This is a genomic window from Dialister sp. CAG:357, assembly GCF_000435155.1.
GTDB classification, from domain to species: Bacteria; Bacillota; Negativicutes; order Veillonellales; family Dialisteraceae; genus Dialister; species Dialister hominis.
Genome location: NZ_FR896419.1, coordinates 1 through 19,908, shown reverse-complemented (window position 1 = coordinate 19,908; position 19,908 = coordinate 1). Strand labels below are relative to the sequence as shown.

The 19,908-nt window shown below is 52.0% G+C and carries 22 protein-coding genes and 2 tRNA genes; all 24 read left to right on the top strand.

Annotated features, from left to right (window positions below; genetic code table 11):
* On the top strand, window positions 1–377 hold a 377-nt coding region (locus M3200_RS04655), incomplete at its 5' end, for an LpxI family protein (protein WP_288178147.1).
* Window positions 374–1,516, top strand: a complete 1,143-nt coding sequence (lpxB, locus tag M3200_RS04650) for a lipid-A-disaccharide synthase (protein WP_022382378.1) — start codon at window positions 374–376, stop codon at window positions 1,514–1,516. The genes M3200_RS04655 and lpxB, both read left to right, overlap by 4 nt.
* A complete protein-coding gene (locus M3200_RS04645; protein WP_022382377.1) occupies window positions 1,513–3,306 on the top strand; it encodes an ABC transporter ATP-binding protein in 1,794 nt (597 codons plus the stop codon). The genes lpxB and M3200_RS04645 overlap by 4 nt, the downstream gene beginning before the upstream one ends.
* On the top strand, window positions 3,307–4,635 hold the full coding sequence (locus M3200_RS04640; protein ID WP_022382376.1) for a 3-deoxy-D-manno-octulosonic acid transferase: 1,329 nt from the start codon (window positions 3,307–3,309) through the stop codon (window positions 4,633–4,635).
* Complete coding sequence (gene lpxK / locus M3200_RS04635; RefSeq protein WP_022382375.1) at window positions 4,625–5,737, top strand: tetraacyldisaccharide 4'-kinase; 1,113 nt, start codon at window positions 4,625–4,627, stop codon at window positions 5,735–5,737. Before M3200_RS04640 ends, lpxK begins: the two co-directional genes overlap by 11 nt.
* Entirely contained in the window at window positions 5,734–6,465 is a 732-nt protein-coding gene (gene kdsB / locus M3200_RS04630; protein ID WP_022382374.1) for a 3-deoxy-manno-octulosonate cytidylyltransferase, read from the top strand. The genes lpxK and kdsB overlap by 4 nt, the downstream gene beginning before the upstream one ends.
* Window positions 6,462–7,307, top strand: coding sequence for a 3-deoxy-8-phosphooctulonate synthase (gene kdsA, locus M3200_RS04625; protein WP_022382373.1), 846 nt, complete (start codon window positions 6,462–6,464; stop codon window positions 7,305–7,307). Before kdsB ends, kdsA begins: the two co-directional genes overlap by 4 nt.
* A 213-nt stretch (window positions 7,308–7,520) precedes the next feature.
* Window positions 7,521–8,492 carry a KpsF/GutQ family sugar-phosphate isomerase gene (locus M3200_RS04620; RefSeq protein ID WP_022382372.1) on the top strand — a complete coding sequence of 324 codons (972 nt, stop codon included), beginning with the start codon at window positions 7,521–7,523 and terminating at the stop codon, window positions 8,490–8,492.
* Window positions 8,492–9,007, top strand: a complete 516-nt coding sequence (locus M3200_RS04615) for a KdsC family phosphatase (RefSeq protein WP_022382371.1) — start codon at window positions 8,492–8,494, stop codon at window positions 9,005–9,007. The genes M3200_RS04620 and M3200_RS04615 overlap by 1 nt, the downstream gene beginning before the upstream one ends.
* 44 nt (window positions 9,008–9,051) lie before the next feature.
* Entirely contained in the window at window positions 9,052–10,038 is a 987-nt protein-coding gene (locus M3200_RS04610; protein WP_022382370.1) for a lysophospholipid acyltransferase family protein, read from the top strand.
* Window positions 10,035–10,583: an LPS export ABC transporter periplasmic protein LptC gene (gene lptC / locus M3200_RS04605; RefSeq protein WP_022382369.1), complete on the top strand. Its 549-nt coding sequence runs from the start codon at window positions 10,035–10,037 to the stop codon at window positions 10,581–10,583. The genes M3200_RS04610 and lptC overlap by 4 nt, the downstream gene beginning before the upstream one ends.
* Window positions 10,580–11,419, top strand: coding sequence for an LptA/OstA family protein (locus tag M3200_RS04600; protein WP_022382368.1), 840 nt, complete (start codon window positions 10,580–10,582; stop codon window positions 11,417–11,419). The genes lptC and M3200_RS04600 overlap by 4 nt, the downstream gene beginning before the upstream one ends.
* A gap of 16 nt (window positions 11,420–11,435) precedes the next feature.
* Window positions 11,436–12,158 (top strand): LPS export ABC transporter ATP-binding protein, encoded by a 723-nt coding sequence (gene lptB, locus M3200_RS04595; RefSeq protein ID WP_022382367.1) that lies wholly within the window; start codon window positions 11,436–11,438, stop codon window positions 12,156–12,158.
* A gap of 31 nt (window positions 12,159–12,189) precedes the next feature.
* Window positions 12,190–13,275, top strand: a complete 1,086-nt coding sequence (locus tag M3200_RS04590) for an LptF/LptG family permease (protein ID WP_022382366.1) — start codon at window positions 12,190–12,192, stop codon at window positions 13,273–13,275.
* Window positions 13,276–13,359: 84 nt separating this feature from the next.
* The gene (locus tag M3200_RS04585) at window positions 13,360–14,556 is read left to right on the top strand and encodes a DUF3084 family protein (protein ID WP_022382365.1); all 1,197 of its coding nucleotides are present in this window, start codon (window positions 13,360–13,362) and stop codon (window positions 14,554–14,556) included.
* On the top strand, window positions 14,553–14,987 hold the full coding sequence (locus tag M3200_RS04580; protein WP_022382364.1) for a RuvC family protein: 435 nt from the start codon (window positions 14,553–14,555) through the stop codon (window positions 14,985–14,987). Before M3200_RS04585 ends, M3200_RS04580 begins: the two co-directional genes overlap by 4 nt.
* A 79-nt stretch (window positions 14,988–15,066) precedes the next feature.
* Window positions 15,067–15,142 (top strand) — tRNA-Pro (locus M3200_RS04575).
* Between the two features lie 4 nt (window positions 15,143–15,146).
* A tRNA-Arg gene (locus tag M3200_RS04570) sits at window positions 15,147–15,223 on the top strand.
* 374 nt (window positions 15,224–15,597) lie between these two features.
* Window positions 15,598–16,803 (top strand): RNA polymerase sigma factor RpoD, encoded by a 1,206-nt coding sequence (gene rpoD / locus M3200_RS04565; protein ID WP_022382363.1) that lies wholly within the window; start codon window positions 15,598–15,600, stop codon window positions 16,801–16,803.
* 123 nt (window positions 16,804–16,926) lie between these two features.
* On the top strand, window positions 16,927–17,268 hold the full coding sequence (rplS, locus tag M3200_RS04560) for a 50S ribosomal protein L19 (RefSeq protein WP_022382362.1): 342 nt from the start codon (window positions 16,927–16,929) through the stop codon (window positions 17,266–17,268).
* A 182-nt stretch (window positions 17,269–17,450) separates the two neighbouring features.
* Window positions 17,451–17,852 carry a hypothetical protein gene (locus M3200_RS04555; RefSeq protein WP_022382361.1) on the top strand — a complete coding sequence of 134 codons (402 nt, stop codon included), beginning with the start codon at window positions 17,451–17,453 and terminating at the stop codon, window positions 17,850–17,852.
* An 11-nt stretch (window positions 17,853–17,863) separates the two neighbouring features.
* Entirely contained in the window at window positions 17,864–18,373 is a 510-nt protein-coding gene (locus tag M3200_RS04550) for a tRNA (cytidine(34)-2'-O)-methyltransferase (RefSeq protein WP_022382360.1), read from the top strand.
* Entirely contained in the window at window positions 18,360–18,713 is a 354-nt protein-coding gene (locus tag M3200_RS04545; RefSeq protein ID WP_022382359.1) for a YlbF/YmcA family competence regulator, read from the top strand. The genes M3200_RS04550 and M3200_RS04545 overlap by 14 nt, the downstream gene beginning before the upstream one ends.
* Window positions 18,710–19,636 carry a UDP-N-acetylmuramate dehydrogenase gene (gene murB, locus M3200_RS04540; protein ID WP_022382358.1) on the top strand — a complete coding sequence of 309 codons (927 nt, stop codon included), beginning with the start codon at window positions 18,710–18,712 and terminating at the stop codon, window positions 19,634–19,636. The genes M3200_RS04545 and murB overlap by 4 nt, the downstream gene beginning before the upstream one ends.
* Window positions 19,637–19,908 lie beyond the last annotated feature (272 nt).

Genomic DNA, 19,908 nt, shown 5'->3' with positions numbered 1-19,908 from the left:
AGCAGATGGCGGACGTCGCTTTCGGATTCAAGGCAGCCAAGGCTATCGGCGCCATGGATCTGGGACAGACGGTCGTCGTCAAGAACTGCGCCGTCATGGCAGTCGAGGCGATCGAGGGGACCGACGCCTGCATCAAGAGAGGCGGGGCGCTTGCCAGAGGCGGCGCTGTCGTCGTCAAGACGGCCAAACCGAATCAGGATACCCGTTTCGATATGCCGGCCATCGGTTTGCAGACGCTCCGTTCGATGGAGGAGAGCGGCTGCGCAGTACTAGCCATCGAAGCGTATCACACGCTATTTGCCGAGAAGGATGAAGTGCTCAAGGAAGCCAATAACAAGGGCATCGTCATTCTTGCGGCAGAACAGGACAGCTTATGAAAATCATGATGTCAGCCGGGGAAGCTTCCGGCGATCTGCACGGCGGCGCTCTTGCGGCCGAACTCAAGAAACTCAGGCCGGATATTGAACTTTTCGGCATGGGCGGCAGCGACATGCAAAAGAGCGGCGTACGGATCATTTATGACATTAACAATCTGGGAATCATAGGCGTGGTGGAAGTCGTCAAGCACATTCCCTTCTTTTTCCGCCTGCGCGACACATTGAAGCAGGCCATGATCGATGAGAAGCCGGACGCGCTTGTCTGCATCGATTATCCGGGATTCAATATGCGCCTCGCCCATGTGGCCAAGGAGCTGGGGATCCCTGTCATTTACTATATTGCTCCGACAATCTGGGCTTGGAACAAGGGAAGGGCGAAGAAAATCGTCCGCGATGTGGCAGCTGTCGCATCCATTTTCCCGTTCGAAGCCAAAGCATACAAGGAAGCCGGCGCGAATGTCACTTTCGTCGGACATCCGCTGGCTGATACAGTGAAGCCGACGATGCCAAGGGAAAAGGCGCTGAAGTATTTCCGCGCCGATCCTGACAAGAAGCACATCCTTCTTATGCCGGGAAGCCGCGGCAACGAGGTCAGGGGACTTCTCCCCACGATGCTTGATGCGGCAAGGGAAATCAATAAGAAGGCGCCGAGCCAGTTCTTCATTCCCCGCGCAAGCACGATTTCCTTAAGTCTTCTTCACTCGATCATCGGGCATAATCCCGGAATCGACATCGAAATCACAGAAGGCGCGCGCTATGACCTCATGGGCATGTGCGACGCATGCATTGCTTCCTCCGGGACGGCAACGCTTGAGACAGCCCTGATGGAGCTTCCGACGGTTCTTGTCTACCGCCTCGCTCCCTTTACCTGGTTCCTGGCCAAGCACCTGGTCCATGTGAAGTATGCGGGCCTTCCGAATCTTCTCCTGCAGCGGGAAGTGACGCCCGAACTTCTGCAGGATGAGGTGACGCCGGATCATATTTCCTCCCTGGTTCTTCCGTGGCTCCTGAATCCCGCGGCCAGGGAAGCGAATGTGGAAGAGCTGCGCGATGTAAGGAAAGCGCTCGGTAATGGCGGCGCCGTCAGGAACGTGGCCAGTCTCGTATTAAAAACAGCAGGAGATCAGGAAATTACATGAATAATACCAAAAACAGCAAACTGAACAGCTACAAGAGGCTTCTGTCCTATCTCTGGCCTTACTGGAAGCTGCTTCTCGTATCCGTGGTCTTCATGATCGTGGTATCTCTGTCGAACCTTGTGGTCCCGTGGATCATCAAGGATGTCATCGATAAGGTGCTCGAAAGCAAGGACCTCCGGATGCTTTACATCATCATCGTCGCCATCATGGGTACATTCTTCATCCGCGCCCTGACGACATTCGGCCACCGATACCTCATGGGGTATATAGGGCAGGCCGTCATCATGGACCTCAGAAACGCTCTGTACCATCACCTGCAGAAGCTGTCGATCGCTTACTACGACCGCAGAAGAACGGGCGATATCATGAGTAATCTGACGAACGATATTTCCGCTCTCCAGACAGCCATCGTCGATAACTTCATCCAGATGGTGCAGGAAGGGGCAATCTTCATCGGGTCCTTTGCTTCCATGATCTACCTCCAGTGGAAACTGACGATTCTCTGTCTTGTCATCGTTCCGCTCGTATCCCTCACCATCAAGTTCTTCGGCAAGAAGCTCCACACGAGCGGCCGTTCCGTACAGGAAAGACTGGCTGACGTGACGAGCATGCTGCAGGAAACGATCCAGGGCGTGCGTATCGTAAGAAGCTTTAACCGCGGCGACTTTGAAGAAGGCCGTTTCCGCGAAATCAACAAGAGCAGCTTCAAGGCGACTGTCCGTGCTATCCGCCAGCAGAGCCAGATGACACCGCTCGTTGAATTCCTCTCTGCGATTGCAGTCTGCGCCATCATCTGGTACGGCGGCGTATCCGTCATCGACGGCGTTATGACCACCGGCGAACTGATTGCATTCCTGATTTATGCCATCAACCTGGCCAACCCGACAAGAAGACTAGCAGAAAGCTTCGGCAACATCCAGAAATCTCTGGCAGCTGCTGACCGCGTCTTTGCCATCCTTGACGAAAAGCCGGAAGTGCAGGACCGCCCTGGCGCAAAGCCGCTCGTCGTGACCGAAGGCCGCGTTGAAGCACGCCATGTGCAGTTTGCTTATGAGAAGGACAATCCTGTCCTGACGGACCTTAATTTCGTCGCTGAACCAGGACAGACAATCGCTGTCGTAGGCCCCTCGGGCGCCGGTAAGACGACGATTGCAAACCTTCTTCCCCGTTTCTACGACGTAACAGGCGGCGCCATCCTGATCGACGGCGTCGATATCCGAGATGTCACCGTCGGTTCCCTTCGCGACAATATCGGCCTTGTGCCGCAGGATACGCTTCTTTTCAATACGACGATCAAGGACAACGTCCTCTACGGACGCCTCGATGCATCGGATGAAGACGTATGGGCTGCAGTCAGAGCCGCTAATGCCGAGAAATTCATCAAGGGACTGCCGCGCGGCATCGAAACGAAGGTCGGCGACAGAGGCCTTGTCCTCTCCGGCGGCCAGCGCCAGCGTATCGCCATTGCGCGCGCCATCCTGAAAGACCCGAAGATCCTCATCCTCGATGAAGCGACATCCGCTCTCGATACAGAAAGCGAGAAGATCGTGCAGGATGCGCTCGATAAACTGATGGTCGGAAGAACATCCTTCGTTATCGCGCACAGGCTCTCCACCATCAAGAATGCGGACCAGATCCTGGTTCTCCATGAAGGCGTCATCGCCGAAAAGGGCACGCATGATGAACTGATGGCCAAGGGCGGGCTGTATTATGAACTGTATACCATGTCTGCGAAAGTGGCGGAAGCCGAGCAGATTGAAAAAGAAGCTGAAAGCGAAGGAGAAGAATAATTGTACTGGTTTTACAACATATGCCTTGTGGCTTACTGGATTCTGCAGATTCCGATCCTGATTTACCGCCTCGTCTTTGAAGAGGGGTTCTATGACCGCCTGAAGCAGAGTGCCGGCATCATGCCGACCCCGACCCTCCAGCGGATCGCGTACCATAACGCCATCTGGGTGCATGCCGCATCCGTCGGCGAAGTGGTCGCAGCCAGCCCGATCGTCCGGGAACTGAAGAAGAAATATCCCGATGAGATGGTCGTCGTCTCCGTCGTCACGGCAACAGGCCACCGCATGGCCCGCAGGATCATTCCCGAGGCGGACGGGCATATCTTCTTCCCCTTTGACCTTCCGGTCATTACTGAACGCATCGTCAATATCGTCGATCCCAAGGCCATCATCCTCATCGAGACTGAACTCTGGCCGAATTTCCTTCGCCTGGCGTGGAGAAAGAAGATCCCGGTCATGATGATGAACGGACGCATCAGCGGACGCTCGATGGGAAAATATGCACTGATCAAACGCTTCACGACAAGGATGCTTTTCCAGATCCAGCGTTTCTGCATGCAGTCTGCCATCGACAGGGAGCGCATCATTTCCATGGGTGCCATCCCTGAACGTGTGACGATTACAGGAAATACGAAGTATGACCAGACGTATGCGACGGTCTCCGAAGAAGAAAGAGCAGCGCTCCGCAAGGAATTCCGCTTCGACGGAAAGGGACCGATCATCGTTGCCGGCAGCACGCATGGCGGCGAGGAAGAAATCGTCGTCAAGCTCTTTGGAAAGATTTTGAAGAAGTATCCGGATGCAAGGCTTCTCCTTGCTGTCCGTGAAATCACAAGGGCGCCTTCCGTCCGTTTCATAATCAAGCATCAGGGCTACACGGTCCTTCGCCGTTCCAAGATGGGGACGGATGAGGACGATGGCACAAGCCCGCAGATCGTGATCCTCGATACGATCGGGGAACTCGGACGTCTCTACAGCCTGGCTGACGTCGTTTTCGTCGGCGGAAGCTTCGTCAAGGTCGGCGGCCACAATATCCTTGAACCGGCAGCGCACGGCAAGCCCGTCGTCGTCGGACCGAACATGTTCAATTTCCAGGAAATCTTCGAACTTCTCTCCAGCCGCGGTGTGTGCCTGATGGCGCATAATGAGGCTGAATTTGAGAAGATCATGTTTGATCTCCTTGATCATCCTGAAACAATCAAAAAAATGGGCGAGGCGGCTCTTGAGGTCGTCAGCGAAAACCAGGGAGCGACGGACAGGAATATCAAAGCCTTCGCTGAACTGATTGAATCATCCGGCGTTAAGCTGGGAGGACGGCATGAGTCTTGAGGCCTATGTAACGAATCTCATGAAAGAAAGAAATCCGAGGGGATTTGATGCGGCATTTGCCGGCTTTCTTTCACTTCTTGAAAAGCTGTACTTAAAGGGCGTCAGGAAAAGACGCGCCAGGGAAACGGCCAATGCGGTCGAGGCGGGGATTCCCGTCATCAGCGTCGGCAATGTTACGGCCGGCGGCACGGGGAAGACGCCCTGCATCCTGATGATTGCCGAGCTCCTTCTTAAAGAGGGAAAGAAGCCTGCTATCATCAGCCGCGGCTACAAGAGCGGACTCGAGAAAAAGGGCGGCGTCGTATCTGACGGAAAGTCCATTCTCGTCAGCCAGAAGGAAGCAGGGGATGAGCCGTACATGATGGCGCTCCGCCTTCCAACGGTCCCCGTCCTTGTCGGAAAAGACAGGAAGGTGTCTGCGAAAAAGGCGGTAGCCCTTGGCGCGGATGTCCTTCTCCTTGACGACGGTTTCCAGTACTGGGGCCTTGACCGCGACCGCGACATCGTCCTCATCGACTGCATGAATCCATTCGGCTACTTCCATGCGCTTCCAAGAGGGCTCCTCCGGGAACCTTTGACAGCGCTGGGAAGGGCATCGCTTTTCCTTCTGACGAAGAGTGACAAGGCAAGCGATGAAGAAAAACTGAAAATCAAAAGGGTGCTCCGCCATTACGGAAGGACCACTCCCATCCTTGAGACGGCGCACAGCCCGTCCAAAATCGTGCCTTATGAAACGTGGAGAAAGCGCATCCATGAAGGAGAGCTCCCTGCCGTTTCCGGAAAGAAAGCATTCCTTGTTTCCGGCATAGGAAACCCGGCCTCCTTTGCAGAGACTGCCTCCGAAGCCGGCCTTGTAAGAACGGGTGACATGTCATTTCCCGATCACCACGCCTACACGGATGAAGATGTAAGAAAAGCCATCAAAGAGGCAGAAAGATCCGGCGCAGATCTCATTGCTGTCACGGAAAAAGACGCCGTGAAGCTCATGAACCTTGAAAGCGTCAGGAATTCGAAAATGCCTTTCTATGTGCTTGAAATAGAAATGACCATCAAAGGCCATCAAGAAGAAATATTGGAAGAACAGTGGGAGGAACTACTATGAAAATCGCATGCATTATTCCGTCCCGGTACGCCTCTACCCGTCTTCCGGGCAAGCCGCTCCGCATGATTGCCGGAGAGACGCTCGTGCACCGTGTGTATGAAAGAGCCGTCCTGGCAAAACTGCCGGACATCGTTATCGTTGCGACGGATAATGAAAAAATAGAAAGTGAAGTGAAGAGCTTCGGCGGACGCGTCATGATGACATCTCCGGATCATCCGACCGGAACCGACCGTCTGGCAGAAGTCGCTGCTTCGCTTCCTGATTACGATATCGTCGTCAATGTGCAGGGAGATGAACCCTTCATCAATCCTGATGTCATTGACAGCCTTGCCAAGATGCTCGCTGAAAGAGATGACCTTGACATGACGACGGCTGCTGCTCCTCTCAAAGAAGATGAGTATGACGATCCTTCCGCCGTGAAGGTCGTCGTGAACCAGAAAGGGGAAGCACTCTATTTCTCACGCTCCCTCATCCCGTATCCGAGAAATGAATTTTCCGTGCCGCCTTTGAAGCATGTCGGGATTTATGCGTACCGGAGGGATTTCCTTCTTGCCTATGCAGGCATGAAGCAGACGCCTCTGGAAAAGACAGAATCCTTAGAACAGCTCCGCGCGCTGGAAATGGGTTATAAAATCGGAGTCATCTGCATCGATTCCGAAGACATCGGCATTGATACAGAAGAAGACTTAAAGAAAGCAAACCGCTTATTCGAAAGGAGCCACCAATGAAAACCATTCAAGTAGGAAATCTGACCATTGACGGAAGCAAGCTTTTCCTGATCGCAGGTCCCTGCGTCATTGAAGGATATGACCGCACACTGATGATCGGCCGTGAAATCAAGAAAATCTGCGAACGCCTCGGCGTCCAGTACATTTTCAAAGCCTCTTATGACAAGGCAAACCGTTCCTCCTTCAATTCCTTCCGCGGACCGGGTCTCGATAAGGGACTTGAAATCCTCGCATCCATCAAGAAGGAACTGCAGGTGCCGGTTCTCTCCGACGTCCATGACGTCACCCAGCTTGAAAAAGCATCCAAGGTCCTGGACATGATCCAAATCCCGGCATTCCTCTGCCGCCAGACCGACCTTGTTTACGGCGCAGCCAAGACAGGCGTACCGGTCAATGTGAAGAAGGGCCAGTTCATGGCTCCGGAAGACATGAAGAATGTCATTGAAAAAATGGAAGAAGCAGGCAACCCGAACCTGGCTGTCACCGAACGCGGTGCATCCTTCGGCTACCACAACCTTGTCGTTGATATGCGCTCCTTCCCGATCATGAGAAGCTTTGGCTATCCGGTCATTTTCGATGCCACCCACAGCGTACAGCTCCCTGGCGGCATGGGCGGATCCACCGGCGGCCAGCGCGAATTCATTCCGTACCTGGCAAGAGCCGCTGCCGCATCCGGCGTAGACGGCTTCTTCATGGAAGTCCATGACAATCCGCCGGAAGGTCTCTCCGATTCCTCCAACATGCTTTACCTGTCCTCCCTTGAAGGCCTCCTGAAGGACCTCATTGCGATCAATGACATCGTAAAACATGACAAAGGAGAGAAACTCGTTCCGGAAAGATAAGGGATACGGTCCCAAAAGAAGCTCTGCGCGGGCGTCATTCTCCCGCACAGCTTTTCTGTTCCTTGGAGAAAAGAAGCGTGGATCTGCGCATGATTTTCTATAGGATTCATTAAGTATTTCAAGTCAAATTATTGTATAATAAATATGATTCGGCAGAGTGGATGAATCATTCCCTGTCAGAAGTTCCGGGTCATCAAGAAAACGGGAGGCTGTATGTCAGTAATAGAGACGGCGTCGCGGGTCCTTCGGGATGAAGCGGCGGCAGTAGAATCTTTAGTCAATAAATTGGACGGTCAGTTTGAAAAGGCAGTCCGTATGATCGACGAGTCCAAGGGGCGCGTGGTTTTGACAGGCATGGGGAAATCGGGCCATATCGCCCGCAAGGTAGCTGCCACGATGGCAAGCACCGGCACGCCTGCCTTCTTCCTGCATCCGGCAGAAGGCATCCACGGGGATCTTGGCATGGTCACATCAGAAGATGTCGTCATTGCCTATTCAAACAGCGGGGAAACGATGGAGATTTTGAATATTCTCCCGTCCCTGAAAAGAATCGGGCCAAAACTCATTGCCGTCGTCGGCAAGACGAATTCCACGCTTGCCAAGAATGCAGATGCTGTCCTTGACGCAGGCGTTGAAAAGGAAGCAGACTCTCTGGGCCTTGCTCCGACAAGCTCGACGACTGCTGCTCTCGCCCTTGGCGATGCGCTGGCTGTATGTTTGATGGAAAACCGCCATTTCACGGCAGACAAGTTTGCCATTTTCCATCCGGGCGGCTCTCTTGGGAAAAAGCTTCTCATGACAGTCGAGATGGTCATGCACAAGGGAGAGGACAATCCTGTCGTGCAGGAAAAGGCATCTGTCAAAGATGCGCTCTTCGTCATGACGTCCAAGGGCCTTGGCGCCGTTTCCGTCATCAATGCGGAAGGTTCCCTGATCGGCCTTATGACCGACGGCGATGTCAGACGTGGCCTTGAGAGAGGCACGGATTTCCTGACAGTCCATCTTTCCGATGTCATGACACAGGAACCGATCGTCATCACATCCGGACGCCTGGCTGCTGAAGCACTCCATATCATGGAAAACCACAAGCCCCATCCGATCACCGTTCTTCCTGTCGTTGACGAGAACGGACGCGCGACCGGCATGGTGCATATCACCGACCTTATGAAACAGGGGGTCGTCTGATGAAAAATGCGGATAAAATAAAACTGTTTGCTTTCGACGTCGACGGCACGCTGACAAACGGGACGCTGGTCCTTGGGCCTGACGGGGAAGCTTACAAATTCTTCAACGTCAAGGACGGACTGGCCCTGAGTCTTGCCCACAGGATGGGCTACAAGACAGGCTTCATCACCGGAAGGTCCTCGAAGATCGTGGGCGCCCGCGCAAGGGAGCTCCATGCTGACTTCGTTTTGACCGGCGTTGAAAACAAGATCGAAGCACTGGAAGGCTTGCTGAAAGAATACGGACTTTCCTGGGAAGAAGCCGCTTACATGGGAGACGATCTGAATGATCTGCCTCTCCTTGAAAAGGTCGGCGTTTCGGGATGTCCTGAAAATGCCTGTGACGAAAACAGGGATGCTGCGGATTTCATTTCCCACTTTAAAGGCGGGGAAGGCGCAGCCCGCGAATTCGTCGAACATATTTTGAAAGCCCAGGGACGCTGGGATGAAGCGGTCGATTCCTTCAGACATGACTGAGGGGCCCGCTGTATTTTGAATCATTTCCGGAAAGAAGAGGAGCCATGTCATTCGATGTAAGATACAGGATTCTGAAAGGCATCAGCAATATGCTCTGCCGCATGTCATATGACCGAATCCTGTCTATAGGGCGCTTTCTGGGCCCCTGCATTATGAACCGCATAGCCAAACAAAGAAACCGGGGTCTGGAGCAGATCATGACCGGCCTTAAGGTCTCGCGCCCTGAAGCCGAAAAGCTGCTGCAGAAGGTTTATGAAAATATCGGTATGTCCGCCATGGAAATGATGTATATGCCGCGGCTCTGCAAAGAAAAAGCGCATATTGATGATTTCGTGAAGATCGATCATCCCGAGTACCTGGAAGAAGCATACGCTGAGAAAAAGGGAATCGTCGGCCTTACCGCACATATGGGAAACTGGGAATGGCTTGGCGCAGGCCTTGCCCTTCACGGCTATGACACGTCGGCCATCGGCAAGAAGCAGGCTGATGATGCGCTGATGAGAATTATCAACGATTACCGCACCATGGCGGGTCAGCATATTTACCTGACCGGCACGGGCGGCTACGAAATGATTGCCGCTGCGCGCTCGATGAAGAAGAACCATATCCTTGGCTTCCTTTCCGATAAGGACGGGAACAAGGTCGGCGTACCGGTTCTTTTCATGAACAAGGTCTTTTCCTTCCCACAGGGGCCGGCCGTCTTTGCCAGAAAGTTCAAGGCGCCGATCATCCCGCTTTTCATCGTAAGAAATGAAAACGGGAAGGGCCACACGATCTGTGTGGGAAAGAAATTCTATTACGAAGACACGGGAGATGAAGAAGGGGATCTTCTCAGGAACTCCCAGAAAATGGCCACGATGATGGAAGATTTCATCAAAGCCCATCCGGCAGACTGGCTCTGGTTCCAGCATCTCTTCTGGACAAGACCGGGAAAGATCAAGATGTACATGGATCTGAGCGAAGAGGAAAAGAAGCGTTTTGCATCCGGCATCTATGATAACTGGAACGAGACCAAAGGAGGCAAGGAATGAAGAAACACGCCAAGCTTTATATCACGATAGCGGTCATCCTGCTCCTTGCTGTGGGCATCTACGCTCTCTTCCGCGGCGACACGAAACGCATGAATGCTGCCGCCGGTTCCGGAAATCCGGCCATGGAATTCGATAATATCGATCTGAAGGAAGACAAGGACGGCAAGCCTGTATGGCGCTTCAAGGCCAAGCATGTCACGATGAGCCAGGATAAGAACATCATCGAGATGACAGGCGTCGACGGGTCTTTCATGAAAGATGACAACGAAATCGATCTGACAGCTGATACGGGCAAAATCGACCGCAAGGCGCAGACCGTTTACGTAGAAGGAAACGTCAAGGGAAAATCCAAGGACGGACTCGTCCTTTATGCAAAGAACCTGACGTATGATGGCAAGACACAGATCCTTTCCACGGATCAATTCTTCACAGCGGAAAAAGACAACCGCGTACTGACAGGTGACAGCTTCACGGGAGACCGGGTGCTGCAGCAGTTAACCGCCAAAGGACATGCGAAGCTCGCAGACAAGGAGGACGCAAAGTGAAAGTGAAAACTTTTTATGCAGCGCTGGCAGTACTGGCCATCGCACTAGGATCTGTCACGACCGCCATGGCCGATGACATCACAGCCGACGTCTTGACATATGACGGCAAGGCCAAGGTCGTCACCGCCAAAGGGAACGTGGTCATCCACGCTAACGAAGGCGCAACAATCACAGCCGCAGACGGCGAATACCATTTCGAAGACAGGAGTGCTTTCCTGGAAGGCGGCGTTCATTATGCCAAGAATCAGGAAACATTGACGGCTGACAAGCTCTTCCTTTATAATGACAAGACCGCAAGAGGCATCGGAAGCGTTTATTATCATGACGACGCTGAAAACAGGACCCTCAAGGGCGACGATGTCATGTACAATTCCGATACAGGCTTTGCCAAGATCGAAGGAAACGGCTACCTCGAATCTCCGGATGGAAGCCTTGCCGCTCCTCATATCGAAGGCAACCTGAAGCAGATTAAAGTCGTTGCCACCGGCGGCGTCAACCTTTCAAGCACACTCCATAATGCAACAGGCTACGGCGATCAGGCTGTCTACACCAGAACCGGCAGGAACGGCACTGACGGACGCCTTGTCCTCCAGGGCAATGCATGGGCCGTGCAGAATGGAAACCGCTTCGACGGACCTGAACTCATCCTCATGGATAACGACAAAGTCGTAGAAACGAAGGGCAGAAGCACCATCGTCATCACAAATACAGGGGGCAGCGATAATACGGCAGGCTCCGGAAGCGGACAGGAGAGCGCTCCAACCGGTCCGGTCACCGCCAATACGCCAATCGCAGGCCGCCCTGAGTATGCAGGTTCATCCATAGAAACAAAGTAGAAACCAAGGGAAATCAATGAAGATAGAAACACATAATCTGATCAAACGCTACGGCGAAAAAACTGTCGTGAATGATGTCAATGTGGAAGTCGAGCAGGGGACGATCGTAGGGCTCCTGGGGCCTAACGGAGCCGGCAAGACGACCACATTCTACATGATCGTCGGCATCATCCAGCCGGATGAAGGGGACGTGACAGTCGGGGACATCTCACTTGTGGGCCTTCCGATTTACAAGCGCCACCAGTTCGGCATCGGCTACCTGCCGCAGGAACAGTCTGTTTTCACGAAGATGACTGTATGGGAAAACCTGATGTCTCTTCTGGAAACAAGAAAAGATCTGACGCCGGAAGAAAGAACCGCCAAGGCGGAGTCTCTTCTGGATGAATTCAATATCGGCCGTGTCCGCGATACAAAGGGCGGAGCACTTTCAGGCGGTGAAAGACGCCGCGTGGAAATCGCGCGCTCTCTGACGATGGATCCTGCCTTCATCCTTCTCGATGAACCGTTTGCAGGCGTTGATCCGCTCGCTGTCGAAGATATCCAGAGCGTCGTCCTTCACCTGAAGACGAAGGGAATCGGCATCCTCATCACGGACCACAACGTCCGCGAAACGCTGCGCATCGTCGACAATGCTTACATCCTGTCGGAAGGACGCATTCTGTTGCACGGAACGGATGCTGAAATTGCCGTGGATCCGGTAGCAAAGAAGAACTATTTGGGAGAGAATTTCACTTTATGATGAAGAAAGATATAGAAGGAGGGGAATTCCGATGAGAATATTGGACAAATACATATTAAAAGAATTCCTGGCTCCGTTCCTCTTTGGCGTAGCAGCTTTCACAGCGATCTTCCTTGGTGCAGATACCCTTTTGAAAATTGCAAGCTACGTAACAAAGTACGGCGCATCCTCGGAATCCGCGCTGAAGATTTTCATCCTGGCGCTCCCGAGAATTGTCGTCTACACATTCCCGATGGCTGTCCTTTTAGGCGCCCTTATGTGTTTCTCTCGCCTGTCTGGATCGAGCGAACTGATTGTCATGCGTTCTTCCGGGCAGAGTTTCCTGCGCCTGGCTACGCCGGTCTTTCTTTTGTCTTTTGCCATCAGCATCTGCGCCGTCGCATTCAATGAATACGTCGTGCCGTGGACAAACAGCGAGTACCAGTACGTACTGAACGTGGAAATCCGAAGGAATCTCAATCCGGGCGTGACCGACCATGTCGTCATCCGTGACGTGCAGGGCGGCAAGATTGTCCACCTTCTTTATGCAAGAAAGTATGACCCGCAGACAAAGCAGCTGGAAAACATCACGGTCCAGGAATTCCAGAATGAAGAAGTCACCCGAGTGGAAAACGCACCGACCGCTGTCTGGAAAGATGGTGTCTGGTACATGACGAACGGCGTCATCTATGATCTCACCGGCGACGGTGTAGACCGCATGATGCACTTCGAGAGCCAGGCCATTCCTTATGCACAGTCTCCGGAAGATATTCCGAAGGAAAACAAGGATCTTGATGAAATGACGATCCGCGAACTCCTTCTGACAAAGAAAGCCTATGCTGCCGCTCATGCTGACACCACAGGCATCACGATGGAAATCTACCGCCGCTTCTCCCTGCCGATGGCAAGCTTTGTCTTCGCTATCGTAGGCGCTCCTCTGGGCGTACAGAAGCAGAGATCTTCCTCTTCTGTCGGATTCGGCATTTCCGTTGTCATTATTTTCCTTTACTATGCGATCATGACATTCCTCGAAGCACTCGGCAAAGGCCACCTCATGCCTGCATTCCTCGCAGTCTGGCTGCCGAATATGATTGCTTTCGTCACAGGGTGCTACCTCATATGGAGGGTTGACCGCTGAATTTCACTTGAGTTATGAGTCCCGGCCTTCCGGGACTTCGCCGCGTCCGGAAACCGGATGATTATATAAGGTAAGGAGGTCACTATGTTCATAGGCATCGCCATCGTTCTTGTCCTGATCAGCATGGGCGGACTCATCGCCTTTCTCGGGGACAGGATAGGCTCCAAAGTAGGCAAGAAGAGAATGACTCTTTTCGGCCTGCGCCCGAAGTATACCTCGATCATCGTGACCATCATTTCCGGCGCCCTCATTTCGTTCTCGACCATTGCCGTCATGGCCGTGGTGAATGAAAATGTCAGGGTCGCTTTATTCGGCCTGTCCAAATTGCAGACGCAGATGAAGGACCTCAATCAGGAAATCCAGCTCAAGAACAAGGAACTTGAATCAGGCAAGCTCCAGCTCGAGGCAAGGAACAAGGAGTACGAGGACGTGACGAGAAAGTCTGAAGAAACGTCCAGGGAACTTGACCGCGTCGAAAGCCAGAGAGTCTATATGGAAAATGAACTTTCCACCGTGCAGGAGGCGTATGATCAGGCGCAGGCCGGCGTTGAAAAGTCCGCTGCTGAAATCAAGAACCTTGAAAAGACAAAGAATGAACTGACAGGAAACATCAATACGCTGACAGAAGAAAAGCAGGAACTCCTGAGCAATATTTATGCGCTCCGCGAGGGCCAGGTCATCCTGCGCGCCGGACAGGTGCTGACAAGCGTCACTGTCGATGAAAATATGAACAAGGAGCAGACGGAAAAGGTACTGGACAGCGTTTTGAACGATATTAATACCATGCTCAAGCAGCAGATGAATGTGACGGACCAGAACGCAGAACTCATCCGCGTCAGCCGTCAGGATTTCGATACGGCTGTCAATCAGATCGCAGGATCCAAGACAAAGAAACTCGTTCGCATCGTCGCTGCGCAGAACCTTATTCTGGGCGAGCGCCTTGTCGTTGATTTCGATATCCATGACAGTATCCTTGTCTTCCACAAGGGAGAAACGATTTATCAGGGCAATCTGGATAAGTACAAGGACATCAGGAACTATGAGCTGCAGGTCCTCCGCTTCCTGAAGGATCTCAATGTCTATGCAAGAAGCCAGGGCATCCTTCCGGACCCGATTACGGGCAACGTAGGGGCTCTTGAAGGACAGGAACTGATGGAAGTCATCCAGAAGGTCAAGGAGTATGGCGGAAACTGCACACTGTACGTCACGGCGCGCCGCGATATCTACAGCCAGGGCCCGCTCCTCATTGACGTACGCGTCGAAAGGAATGACGGAAGATGATTTTAGCCGCTGATCCCGGTTCAGAAAAAACAGGAATGGCAGTCGTCGAAGAAGACGGCTCGCTCTTGATCAAGAAGGTCATCCGCACGAAGGAATTCGAGAAAGAAGCGGAAGACCTTCTTTCAAGTCACCCCGTTTCCGCCTTCATCATGGGAAACGGGACGCATCATAAGGAAATCCAGAAGAGGGCAGACGCTGTCCTTGAAAAGATGGGACTTCCCTTCCGCACGATCCTTGTCGATGAAAAGTACACGACGGAAATGGGAGAGCAGTGGTACTGGAAGGATCATCCTACCAAAGGCCTTTCCCGTCTCATCCCCAAAGGCATGCGGACAGTCCCGGTTCCGATTGACGATTATGTGGCCTGGATCATCGGCTGCATTTACCTTGGGAAAGTGAAGGCAGAAGACGTCGGTCACAAGAAAGTATAGGTCTCTTTTTCTCTCTGTAAAAAAGAAAAGAAAAACACTTGACGAAAAGCGCAAGATGTAATAAACTATTGAGGTGTTACGGGGCATAGCGCAGTTGGTAGCGCACCTGCTTTGGGAGCAGGGGGTCGCCAGTTCGAGTCCGGCTGCCCCGACCAATATGGCTCAGTAGCTCAGTTGGATAGAGCAACCGCCTTCTAAGCGGTGGGTCGTGGGTTCGAATCCCTCCTGGGTCACCAGAAATCAAAAACGGCATCTGCGGGTGCCGTTTTTTCTGTCTGTCTGTGAATGAAACGGGAGAAGAAAAGACGTTTCATTTCCATGCAGCGAAGCGGAGATCCTCCGCTGATTAATAAATATACCGTATATAACGAATATAATGTACGGCTTTTAATAAAATAAAAAAATATAGTTTTTCTCTCTTGATTTTTACAGATAAAGAGTGTATTATCTGATTTTGACTTGAGACGAAAAGCAGGGCTTTTTTGCGTCCAAAAACAGGCTTTGAGAAGGTATGGAGCAAAACGAATAAAAGGACAAAAGAGCCGGTTTGATCTACTATTTCCGACATACAAAGAGACCTTGTCTCTGAATTCCTAGGAGGTGTCCTGACTTGGCTACAAAGGCGGCACAGCTTGAGCAGTGGCTGAAAGATCTCAAGGAGAGAGTCAACGCGGATGGAAATATTTCCTACAATGAAATCATCAATTTCACGAAGGAAAACAATTTGACCCAGAAACAACTGGACAGCGTTTTCACTCTTCTTCATGATCATCATATTGAAATGGTTTACGATGAACCAGAGGAAACGGAAGAGGGACCGACAGAAGCAGATTTCGCAGGAGAAGAAGGGGAAGACATCCTATCTGACAATATGCTTCTTGACGGTGATGACGATACACAGGAAGAAGAAAAATCCTGGGACGTGGAAGATACAACGGATGCTGATTACAATGCGGCAGCCGGCGGCGTAAGTGATCCGGTACGCCTGTACCTGCGTGAATGCGGCTCCAATCCGCTTCTTTCCGCAGAACAGGAAATGGAACTGGCGAAGACGATCGAAAAAGGCAAGAAGGAAGATGCGACCCCGGAAGAGAAGGAAGCAGCTCTGGAAGCCAAGAAGGAAATGGCAAACGCCAACCTCCGTCTGGTCGTATCCATTGCCAAGAAGTACCCGGGACGCGGCATGCCTTTCCTGGATCTCATTCAGGAAGGAAATATCGGCCTTCTGAAGGCCGTCGACAAGTTCGACTACACCAAGGGCTATAAATTCAGTACATATGCGACATGGTGGATCCGCCAGGCGATTACGCGCTCCATTGCCGACCAGGCAAGAACGATCCGCGTGCCTGTCCACATGGTCGAAACAATCAATAAGATGAACCGCGTAGGCCGCCGTTTCCTGCAGGAACACGGCCGCGAGGCAACGAACGAGGAACTGTCCAAGGAAATGGGCATCAGCCTTGAAAAGATCAGGGAAGCCAAGAAGGCTGCCCAGGATCCGATTTCCCTGGAAACGCCGATCGGCGAAAAGGAAGATTCCCATCTGGGAGACTTCATCGAAGACCAGAAGACAGCTTCCCCGGAAGATGAAGCAGCAGCAACGATGCGCCGCGAGCAGGTCTACAGCATGCTCGATACGCTGACCGAAAGAGAAAAAGGAGTCCTCGCCCTGCGCTTTGGCATGGACGACGGAACACCAAGAACTCTGGAAGAAGTCGGCAAGCACTTCGGCGTCACTCGTGAACGTATCCGCCAAATCGAAGGAAAGGCGCTGAAGAAGCTCAAAAAGCAGGCGCTCCCGATGACCGGATATTGATCATTTGTCAAGCATTTTCCCTTGCAAAGAGAAAAAAAGCGTGATATAATGACAACGTTATTCTGGATAGTCCTCTGCCATATACGATCGGCATGAATGTCCTGTGAGAAGGAGGAAAAGATCGTGAATATTATCGAAACACTCGAGAATGAACAGCTGAGAAATGACATTCCTGAATTCCGCCCGGGAGACACCGTAAGAGTTCATGTTAAGGTCGTTGAAGGCAAGAATGAAAGAATCCAGGTATTCGAAGGCATCGTTATTGCCAGAAGAAATGCCGGAGTCAGAGAAACTTTCACAGTTCGTCGTATTTCCTACGGCGTAGGCGTAGAAAGAACATTCCTGGTTCATTCCCCGCGTCTGGCTAAGATTGAAGTAAAGCGCCGCGGCATCGTTCGTCGTGCAAAACTCTTCTACCTGCGTGGTCTGTCCGGCAAGGCAGCAAGAATCAAAGAAAGAAAATAAGACATGTAAAGAACTGCGGCTCGTCCGCAGTTTTTTATTGTCCGGATTTCATAGAGAGTCTTTAAAAGTATATGCTTATTTTTTTCGCGGTCTGTTTTTCACCGATTGTAAATGTGTTAAAATAGTACTTGATGCAGGGAGGTTCAGGGCAGCTTGCTGCCATTTCTCGAAAGGGGAAAGCTATGAAGTATAAAATCATCCTGTCCGCCGCTCTTCTGGCGCTGGGGCTTGCATCGTCTGTTTCTGCCAATTCCATCAAGCACGTATTCGTTGTCGACGAACTGACACTGGAAGTCGAGATGGCTGATCCTCTGACAGAAGAGGAGCTCCACCCCGCCAACTTCATGTCGCCGTCCTACAAGTCTGAATTCCAGGTGAACGGGGGCGTCCATGTGACGGGGCTTCCGATACCGCAGAAGTCTGATGGATTCCATTACAATATTTACCGTCTGGCCGTAGACGGGCTTGATGCAGGCCCGATTTACCAGATTTCCTACAAGGGACAGAAAGCCAGGACGTTCAAATTGTATGAAGGCCGCGAGCAGCAGGACCGGTATCGTGACCGCTACGGAAGTTATTTTTAGAGAGGGTAATTATGCATATTGTTCTGGTTGAACCGGAAATTCCGGGAAACACAGGAAATATATCAAGGCTCTGTGCCGCTGAGCATCTGACGCTCCACTTGGTGGAACCCCTCGGGTTTTCCATCGATGACAAGCACCTGAAGCGTGCAGGGCTGGATTACTGGGATCTTCTCGAGGTTCATGTTCATCCGAACTTTGAATCCGTGAAGGAAATGCTGAAGGGCCGCCATTTCTACTACAACACGACAAAGGCGGTCAAATCGTATACGGATGTGTCTTTCAATGAAGACGATGTCCTCGTTTTCGGAAAGGAAACGAAGGGACTGCCGGAAGATCTCCTTCTGGCGCATGAAGAGGACTGCATCCGCATCCCGATGATTGAAGAAGCCCGGTCGCTCAACCTGTCGAACGCCGTTGCCATCGTTGCAATGGAAGCGCTCAGGCAGACCGGTTTCCCGCATCTTCTCCAGAAGAGCGGACGTTTGTTCAAAGGAGGCAGTGATAGTCATGAATACTTATGATGCAGCGTATGCACTGGCAAAGGAGATCAAGGAAAGCGATGAAATGAAACGCCTGACCGAAGCAGCCGAGAAAATCAAGGGTGATGAAGAAGCCAGGAAAATGGTGAAGGAATACATCATGGCCCAGATGAAATCGGACTACGCAAGAATCGCTGGTCAGAAGGAAGACGAGGAAGCTTACAAGCACTTGCAGGAACTGGCTGTACTCGTCAGCAACAACAGCAATGCGCAGGAATACCTGCAGGCATTCATTCGCTGGAATCAAGTAGCTGCGGATCTGCAGAAGATCGTATCTGAAGCAATGTCGCAGGGTATGGACGTATTGGAACTGGATAAATGACAGACTACGCAAAATTTTTCGACGGAATCCTGAATGAAAGACAGGTAAAGCTCAACGAACCGATGAGCCGCCACACCACGTATGGTATCGGCGGACCGGCAGACGCATTCGTCATGCCGACAACAGAAGACGAATTAATCGCAGTCCTGAAAAAGGCGCATGAAGAAGGAATCCCGGTCACCGTCATCGGCGGCGGCTCGAACTGCCTTGTCAGCGATCTGGGCATCCGCGGCATCACGATCTGCATGAATCGCATGCAGCAGAACATGACCTGCGAAGGCACATGGATCACTGCCACTGGCGGCACCGGCACGGGTACTGTATCCCGTTTTGCTGAAAAGAACAGCCTGCGCGGCTTTGAATGGGCAGTCGGCATCCCCGGCACCGTCATCGGCGCTGCTTTCATGAATGCGAACGGCTATGGCAGCCAGATGAAGAATGTCGTCGAAGAAGTCTACGCAGTTTCAAGAGACGGCCTGCTGAAGAAGACCTATGGCTGGGATGACCTCCATTACGGTGACAGCGACAGCATTTTCATGCATAACGGCGATATCATCACAGGCATCAAGATCCACCTTGCTCCGGGAAACCCGGATGAAATCAAGAGAAACATGACCGAGCACCAGATTTCCCGCCGCACCAAGCAGCCGCTGGAGAAGAGAAGTGCCGGCACCATGTACCTGCGTCCGCCGGGATACCATGTAGGTCCCATGATCAAGGATCTGGGACTCATCGGCTTCTCCATCGGAGACGCTCAGGTTTCCACCAAGCATCCTGACTTCGTCGTCAATAACGGCAAAGCCACCTGCCAGCAGATTCTGGACGTTCTCCATGAAGTGCAGAAGCGCATCCAGGATCAGTACGGCGTCCATGTACCGATGGATGTCCGCATCCTCGGCGAAGGCGTTTTCCAGGAACGCTGATTGGTCAGATGAAATAAAATAATGAAATGAAGAGAGGCTGTGACAAAATGTGTAATCATTTTGCCACAGCCTTTTTTTATTGGAATATGCCATTAAAGGATACTAACAAATGTATTTATGGGTTCTGTCTGAAAACATCAAAGGATGCTTCGCCTTTTTAGAAACTGCACCCTTGAAAACCACAAAACCAGCCTGCGGCTGAGGAACTACATCTCATCCGTCTCGTACACTAACTTATTAGGCATTTGTGCAATTACCATTATTGTCAACTG

Excerpts from the sequence above, each read along its gene's own strand:
- kdsB (WP_022382374.1), top strand. The coding sequence starts at position 5,734 with ATGAAAATCGCATGCATTATTCCGTCCCGGTACGCCTCTACCCGTCTT.
- lpxB (WP_022382378.1), top strand. The coding sequence starts at position 374 with ATGAAAATCATGATGTCAGCCGGGGAAGCTTCCGGCGATCTGCACGGC.
- M3200_RS04585 (WP_022382365.1), top strand. The coding sequence starts at position 13,360 with ATGTTCATAGGCATCGCCATCGTTCTTGTCCTGATCAGCATGGGCGGA.
- M3200_RS04580 (WP_022382364.1), top strand. The coding sequence starts at position 14,553 with ATGATTTTAGCCGCTGATCCCGGTTCAGAAAAAACAGGAATGGCAGTC.
- lpxK (WP_022382375.1), top strand. The coding sequence starts at position 4,625 with ATGAGTCTTGAGGCCTATGTAACGAATCTCATGAAAGAAAGAAATCCG.
- lptC (WP_022382369.1), top strand. The coding sequence starts at position 10,035 with ATGAAGAAACACGCCAAGCTTTATATCACGATAGCGGTCATCCTGCTC.
- M3200_RS04615 (WP_022382371.1), top strand. The coding sequence starts at position 8,492 with ATGAAAAATGCGGATAAAATAAAACTGTTTGCTTTCGACGTCGACGGC.
- kdsA (WP_022382373.1), top strand. The coding sequence starts at position 6,462 with ATGAAAACCATTCAAGTAGGAAATCTGACCATTGACGGAAGCAAGCTT.
- M3200_RS04545 (WP_022382359.1), top strand. The coding sequence starts at position 18,360 with ATGAATACTTATGATGCAGCGTATGCACTGGCAAAGGAGATCAAGGAA.
- M3200_RS04620 (WP_022382372.1), top strand. The coding sequence starts at position 7,521 with ATGTCAGTAATAGAGACGGCGTCGCGGGTCCTTCGGGATGAAGCGGCG.
- M3200_RS04550 (WP_022382360.1), top strand. The coding sequence starts at position 17,864 with ATGCATATTGTTCTGGTTGAACCGGAAATTCCGGGAAACACAGGAAAT.
- lptB (WP_022382367.1), top strand. The coding sequence starts at position 11,436 with ATGAAGATAGAAACACATAATCTGATCAAACGCTACGGCGAAAAAACT.
- M3200_RS04610 (WP_022382370.1), top strand. The coding sequence starts at position 9,052 with ATGTCATTCGATGTAAGATACAGGATTCTGAAAGGCATCAGCAATATG.
- M3200_RS04555 (WP_022382361.1), top strand. The coding sequence starts at position 17,451 with ATGAAGTATAAAATCATCCTGTCCGCCGCTCTTCTGGCGCTGGGGCTT.
- M3200_RS04645 (WP_022382377.1), top strand. The coding sequence starts at position 1,513 with ATGAATAATACCAAAAACAGCAAACTGAACAGCTACAAGAGGCTTCTG.
- M3200_RS04590 (WP_022382366.1), top strand. The coding sequence starts at position 12,190 with ATGAGAATATTGGACAAATACATATTAAAAGAATTCCTGGCTCCGTTC.
- murB (WP_022382358.1), top strand. The coding sequence starts at position 18,710 with ATGACAGACTACGCAAAATTTTTCGACGGAATCCTGAATGAAAGACAG.